The organism is Streptomyces sp. NPDC059037 (genome assembly GCF_042740015.1).
In the GTDB taxonomy this organism is placed as follows: Bacteria; Actinomycetota; Actinomycetes; order Streptomycetales; family Streptomycetaceae; genus Streptomyces.
Window position 1 is genome coordinate 24,319 of sequence record NZ_JBHYIG010000090.1, and the last position, 6,722, is coordinate 31,040.

Annotated in this window: 5 protein-coding genes; 2 read left to right on the top strand and 3 right to left on the bottom strand. The window is 70.9% G+C overall.

The window, feature by feature from the left end; genetic code table 11:
• From ACFWY6_RS20100 to ACFWY6_RS20110, 3 genes are read right to left on the bottom strand one after another with little or no spacing between them, the layout of a single operon-like run.
• Positions 1 to 960, bottom strand: coding sequence for a hydroxymethylglutaryl-CoA lyase (locus ACFWY6_RS20100; RefSeq protein WP_384692027.1), 960 nt, complete (start codon positions 958 to 960; stop codon positions 1 to 3).
• Positions 957 to 2,903: an acetyl-CoA carboxylase biotin carboxylase subunit gene (locus ACFWY6_RS20105; RefSeq protein WP_384692029.1), complete on the bottom strand. Its 1,947-nt coding sequence runs from the start codon at positions 2,901 to 2,903 to the stop codon at positions 957 to 959. Before ACFWY6_RS20105 ends, ACFWY6_RS20100 begins: the two co-directional genes overlap by 4 nt.
• 52 nt (positions 2,904 to 2,955) lie before the next feature.
• Entirely contained in the window at positions 2,956 to 4,572 is a 1,617-nt protein-coding gene (locus ACFWY6_RS20110; protein ID WP_384692032.1) for a carboxyl transferase domain-containing protein, read from the bottom strand.
• An 87-nt stretch (positions 4,573 to 4,659) separates the two neighbouring features.
• Between ACFWY6_RS20110 and ACFWY6_RS20115 the strand changes: the two genes are divergently transcribed.
• Complete coding sequence (locus ACFWY6_RS20115) at positions 4,660 to 5,259, top strand: TetR/AcrR family transcriptional regulator (protein WP_384692035.1); 600 nt, start codon at positions 4,660 to 4,662, stop codon at positions 5,257 to 5,259.
• Positions 5,260 to 5,410: 151 nt separating this feature from the next.
• Entirely contained in the window at positions 5,411 to 6,568 is a 1,158-nt protein-coding gene (locus ACFWY6_RS20120) for an acyl-CoA dehydrogenase family protein (RefSeq protein WP_360765824.1), read from the top strand.
• Positions 6,569 to 6,722: the final 154 nt, after the last annotated feature.

A 6,722-nucleotide genomic window follows, 5' to 3' on the forward strand; every position in this document is an offset into this window, starting at 1 on the left:
TCACTGCTCCTGGTGGGAGGCGCCCGTCAGGGCACGGACGGTGCGGGAGGGGCTGGGTCGGCCCAGTTGTCCGGCCATCCACGCGCTGGTGGCGGTGAGACGGCCGAGATCGACGCCGGTCTCGATACCGAGGCCGTCGAGCATCCATACGAGGTCTTCGGTGGCGAGGTTGCCGGTGGCGCTCTTCGCGTACGGGCAGCCGCCGAGGCCGCCGGCCGACGCGTCCACCGTGCGCACCCCGTGCTGCAGGGCGGCGAGGGTGTTGGAGAGCGCCTGGCCGTACGTGTCGTGGAAGTGCACGCCGATGCGGTCGGTGGGCACGCCCTCCTCGTTCAGCTCGGCGAGCAGCGCCAGGACATGGCCCGGTGTCGCCACACCGATCGTGTCGCCGAGGCTGAGCTCCTCACAGCCCATGTCGAGGAGCGCCTTCGCGGTGCGGACGACCTGGGCGATGGGCACGGGGCCCTCCCAGGGGTCGCCGAAGCACATGGAGAGATAGCCCCGGACGCGCACCTTCTGCTCGCGTGCGCGGGCCACCACCGGCTCGGACATCGCGAGCGCCTCGTCCATCGTGCGGTTGAGGTTGGCCCTGGCGAAGGACTCGGTGGCGCTGACGAAGACGGCGACACCGCGGGCGCCGAGGGCCAGGGCCCGGTCGAGGCCCCGGTCGTTGGGCACGAGGACCGGGAGCTTGGCGTCCACGTCCCCCAGGAGGGGGAACAGCCGCTCCGCGTCGGCCAGTTGGGGCACCCACTTGGGGTGCACGAAGCTGGTCGCCTCGACGGTCGTGAGTCCCGCGTCCGCGAGGCGGTGGATGAACTCCGCCTTGATCTCCGTGGGGACGACCGATTTCTCGTTCTGCAGGCCGTCGCGTGCGCCCACCTCGTAGATACGGACGCGGGGCGGCAGATCCTGGGTGGGGACGACCATGGGGAGGCCGGGCTTGGCTGCGGCGGTCATTTCTTGTCCTCCTCCGGCTCGTCGGGGAGCACCACGGCCAGGACCTGGTCCATGGCGACGGTCGAGCCCGGCGTGACGTCCAGTTCGGCGACGGTGCCCGCGTGCGGGGCGGAGATGACGTGCTCCATCTTCATGGCCTCCACGACGAGGAGGCTCTGGCCCGCGGTCACGTGATCGCCGGTGGAGACCTTGACGACGGTGACCGTGCCGGGCATGGGGGCGGTGAGGGCGTCGGCCCCGCTGTGGGCGGCGCCGCTGAGGTTCGCCGCCACGGGGTCGTGGTCCTGGACGTGCCAGGCGTCGCCGTCCCGGCCCAGCCAGTCACCGGCCCGGTGGAAGGTGTGGGTGAGGCCCTCCAGATGGACCGTGACGCTGCCGGGCTCCACGGTGCGCGGACCCTCGGCGGCGATGTGCGCGACGGGATCATGTCCCGGTACGCGCAGCCAGTGCGTCAGCGGCGCCGGGGTGCCGCCGAGCCGCCAGCCCGCCGGCACCGAGAAGGGGTCGCGCCAGCCGTCACCGGTGGGTTCCAGGGCGGTGGCGCGGACCGCGGCGGCGGCTTCGTACACCTCGTCGGGTACTCCCTCGGGCACCAGGTCGTCCGCTTCCCGCTCGACGAGTCCCGTGTCCAAGTCCCCGGCGACCACCGCCGGGTGGGCGAGGAGCCGCCGCAGGAAGCCCGCGTTCGTCGGCACCCCCAGCGTCACCGTCCGGGCGAGCGCGGCCCGCAGCTTCCGCAGCGCCGTCGCGCGGTCGGGGCCATGCGCGATGACCTTCGACAGCATCGGGTCGTACAGACTCCCGACCTCCGTGCCCTCGCTCAGCCCCGAGTCGGTCCGCACGCCGTCGCCCTGCGGCTCGTGCAGCGCGAGCACGGTGCCGCCGGAGGGCAGGAAGCCGCGTGAGGGGTCCTCGGCGCAGATGCGGGCCTCGATCGCGTGGCCCGTGAGGGTGATGTCCTGCTGTGCGTACGGGAGTTCCTCCCCGGCCGCCACCCGCAGCTGCCACTCCACCAGGTCGAGGCCCGTGATCAGCTCGGTCACCGGATGCTCCACCTGGAGCCGGGTGTTCATCTCCATGAAGTAGTACGACGACGGGTCCTTGCCCGGCACGATGAACTCCACCGTGCCCGCGCCCGCGTACCCGCAGGAGCGGGCCGCCTGGACCGCCGCCTCACCCATCGCGGCGCGCGTGGCCTCGTCCAGGAGGACGCTCGGCGCCTCCTCGATGATCTTCTGGTGGCGGCGCTGGAGGGAGCATTCGCGCTCGCCGAGGTGGATCACATGGCCGTGGCCGTCCGCGAGGACCTGGATCTCGATGTGCCGGGGGCGGTCGATCCACCGCTCCACGAGCAGCGTGTCGTCGCCGAAGGAGGCGCGCGCCTCGCGCCGGGCGGCCGCGATCTCGTCCGCGAGGAGCGCGGCGTCCCGCACCAGGCGCATGCCCTTGCCGCCGCCGCCCGCGGAGGGCTTGAGCAGGACGGGGGTGCCGATCTCCCGTGCCGCTTCGGCCAGTTGGGCATCGGTCAGGCCGCTGCCGGAAGAGCCCGGCACGACCGGGACGCCGGCCGCCTTGACCGTCTCCTTGGCGCGGATCTTGTCGCCCATCAGGGAGATGGCCTCGGCGGGCGGGCCGATGAAGGTGAGCCCGGCGGCCGCGCAGGCCCGCGCGAACTCCGCGTTCTCGGCGAGGAATCCATAGCCGGGGTGCACCGCCTGGGCGCCCGTCCGGGCCGCGGCCTCAAGGAGGCGCTCCACGGACAGATAGCTCTCGGCGGCCGGTGCGGGACCGATCCGTACGGCCGTGTCCGCCTCGCGCACATGGCGCGCGTCCGCGTCCGCGTCGCTGAACACGGCGACCGAGCGGACGCCGAGCGCCCGCAGCGTACGGATGACGCGGACCGCGATCTCGCCTCGGTTGGCGACCAGCACGGTGTCGAACATCGTCCCTCTTCCCGGTGTGGTCCTCTGGTGGAAGCCGCTCATCGTCCGCCCCTCACATCCGGAAGACGCCGAAGCCGGGCTCGCCCAGCGGGGCCTCGGCGCAGGCGGTCAGGGCGAGGCCGAGGACCTGCCGGGTCTCCATGGGGTCGATCACGCCGTCGTCCCACAGGCGTGCCGTCGCGTAGTAGGCATTGCCCTGCTGTTCGTACTGGGCGCGGACCGGGTCCTTGAAGGCCTCCTCGTCCGCCGCCGACCACTCCTCGCCGCGCCCCTCCAACTGGTCGCGCTTGACGGTCGCGAGGACCGACGCGGCCTGCTCGCCGCCCATCACGGAGATCTTGGCGTTCGGCCACATCCACAGGAAGCGGGGGGAGTAGGCGCGGCCGCACATCGAGTAGTTCCCCGCGCCGTACGAACCGCCGATCACCACCGTCAGCTTCGGCACGCGCGTGCAGGCCACGGCCGTCACCATCTTCGCGCCGTGCTTGGCGATGCCGCCCGCCTCATAGTCCCTGCCGACCATGAACCCCGAGATGTTCTGCAGGAAGACCAGCGGGATGCCGCGCTGGTCGCACAGCTCGATGAAGTGGGCGCCCTTCTGGGCGGATTCGGAGAACAGGATGCCGTTGTTGGCGATGATGCCGACCGGGTGGCCGTGGATGTGGGCGAAGCCCGTCACCAGCGTCTGGCCGTACTCCGCCTTGAACTCGGCGAAGCGCGAGCCGTCGACCACGCGCGCGATGACTTCCCGGACGTCATAGGGGGTGCGGGAGTCCGTCGGCACCGCTCCATAGAGTCCCGCCGGGTCGACCTTGGGCTCCTCGACCGCCTTGACGGACCAGGGCAGTTCGCCGCGCTCGGGGAGCGTGGAGACGATCGTGCGGACGATCCGCAGCGCGTGCGCGTCGTCCTCCGCGAGGTGGTCGGTCACTCCGGAGACGCGGGAGTGGACCTCGCCGCCGCCCAGTTCCTCGGCCGTCACGACCTCGCCGGTCGCGGCCTTCACCAGGGGCGGGCCGCCGAGGAAGATCGTGCCCTGATTGCGGACGATCACCGCCTCGTCGCTCATCGCCGGGACATACGCCCCGCCCGCCGTGCACGAGCCGAGGACGGCCGCGATCTGCGGGACGCCCGCGCCGGACATCCGCGCCTGGTTGTAGAAGATCCGCCCGAAGTGCTCGCGGTCCGGGAAGACGTCGTCCTGCATGGGCAGGAAGGCGCCGCCCGAGTCCACCAAGTAGAGACAGGGGAGGCGGTTCTCCAGGGCCACCTCCTGGGCCCGCAGGTGCTTCTTCACCGTCATCGGGTAGTACGTCCCGCCCTTGACGGTGGCGTCATTGGCGACGATCACGCAGGTGCGCCCGGAGACCCGGCCGATCCCGGCGATGACACCGGCGGCCGGAGCGTCCCCGCCGTAGAGCCCGTCCGCCGCCAGCGGTGCCAGCTCCAGGAAGGGCGAGCCGGGGTCGAGCAGTGCGTCCACGCGGTCGCGGGGCAGCAGCTTGCCGCGCGCGACATGGCGGGCGCGCGCCCGCTCGCCGCCGCCGAGTCTGGCCGCCGCGAGCTTGGCCCGCAGGCCTTCGACGAGGGCGGTGTGCGCCGCCTCGTTCGTCCGCCATGCCTCGGACGCGGGATCAGCCGCGCTCCCAAGGACTGGTGCCTGCTGCATCCGTCGAGCCCCCTTGCTCGGTTAATGAGCGTTAACGCGTTTCCTCCAGGTTAACGAGCGCTAACCGACCTGTCTAGAATTAATTTCATGGCCACGAGAACCGATGCCCCCACCCGTCGCGAGCAGATCCTCAGAGAGGCCGCGCGGCTCTTCGCCGAGCGGGGTTTCCACGGTGTCGGCGTGGACGAGATAGGAGCCGCCGTCGGCATCAGCGGGCCCGGCCTCTACCGGCACTTCGCGGGCAAGGACGCGATGCTCGCCGAGCTGCTCGTCGGCATCAGCGGCCAGCTCCTGACGGGCGGCAAGCGGTGCGTGGCCGACACGGACGGCTCGCCGGAGCGGGTCCTCGACTCGCTCATCGAGGGGCACATCGACTTCGCGCTCGACGACCGCTCCCTGATCACCCTGCACGACCGCGAGCTGGACCGCCTGCGGGACAGCGACCGCAAGCTGGTCCGCCAGCTCCAGCGGCAGTACGTGGAGATCTGGGTCGACGTCGTGCGCAAGGTCTACCCGGACCTCGCCGAGAACGCGGCGCGGGTCGCCGTGCACGCGGTCTTCGGCCTGCTCAACTCCACGCCGCACCTGAGCCGCCGCGACGCGCTGCCCAGCCGCACGGCGATGGCGGAGCTGCTGCACCGTCTCGCGCGCGGGGCGTTCGCCTCGGCGGTGGCGTCCGCGGCGTGACGCAGGCGCCGCCCCCAGCGTGACGGGAGCGACAGACGCTCTCTCTGGACGGCCCCGTGACCGGCGGGTAACGTTGCTCTGAGCAAGCGCTTAGTCCGTTCTTGGACCACAGTCGCAGCCGCTGGGGCCGTCGTAGCAGAGGGAGTTTTCCGTGCGCCGTACCGTTTTCAATGAGGACCACGAGGCGTTCCGGGAGACCCTGCGCGCCTTCATCGAGGCCGAGGTCGTCCCGGTCCACGACGAGTGGTTCGCCGCCGGTGAGGTGCCGCGCGAGTTCTATTACAAGCTCGCCGAGCTCGGCCTCTTCGGCATCAACGTCCCCGAGGAGTTCGGCGGCGCCGGGATGGACTCGCACAAGTTCGAGGCCATCCAGTACGAGGAGACCTCCCGCGCGGGCGTCACCTTCGGCGGCTCCGGTGTGCACGTGCTGCTCGCCCTGCCGTACATCAAGATGCTCGCCACCGACGAGCAGAAGAAGCGCTACCTGGAGAAGTTCGTCTCCGCCGAGGAGATGTGGGCCCTCGCGATGACCGAGCCGGGCACCGGCTCCGACGTCGCGGGCATGAAGACCACCGCCAAGCTCTCCGAGGACGGCACGCACTACGTCCTCAACGGCTCCAAGACCTTCATCACCGGCGGCGTGCACGCCGACCGCGTGATCGTCTGCGCCCGCACCTCCGCGCCGCGCGAGGACGACCGCCGCTTCGGCATCTCCCTGTTCGCCGTCGACACCAAGTCCGAGGGCTACTCCATAGGCCGCAAGCTCGACAAGCTCGGCCTGAAGACCTCCGACACCGCCGAGCTGGCGTTCGTCGACGTCAAGGTCCCCGTCGAGGACCTCCTCGGCGAGGAGAACAAGGGCTTCTACTACCTCGGCAGCAACCTGCCCTCCGAGCGCTGGGGCATCGCCTACGGCGCGTACGCGCAGGCCAAGGCCGCCGTCCGGTTCGCCAAGCAGTACGTGCAGGAGCGCACCGTCTTCGGCAAGCCGGTCGCCTCCTTCCAGAACACCAAGTTCGAGCTGGCCGCCTGCCAGGCCGAGGTGGACGCCGCCGAGGCCGTCGCCGACCGCGCCCTGGAGGCCCTGGACGCCGGTGAGCTGACCGCAGCCGAGGCCGCGTCCGCGAAGCTGTTCAACACCGAGGTCGCGCACCGCGTCATCGACAAGTGCCTCCAGCTGCACGGCGGCTACGGCTTCATGAACGAGTACCCGATCGCCCGCCTGTACGCGGACAACCGCGTCAACCGCATCTACGGCGGCACCAGCGAGGTCATGAAGATGATCATCGCCAAGGACATGGGTCTGTGAAGCAGGACATCGGCCGGTAAAGATCGCCCTGTAGAACTGCATTCATGAACCAGGCACTTGAGTCCCTGAACCAGGAGAGCGACACAGAACCCGAGAGGGATGGGCAAGACCCGGTGAGGGTCCAAGAGGGGCGCAGCCCCACGCGCTCAGCGGG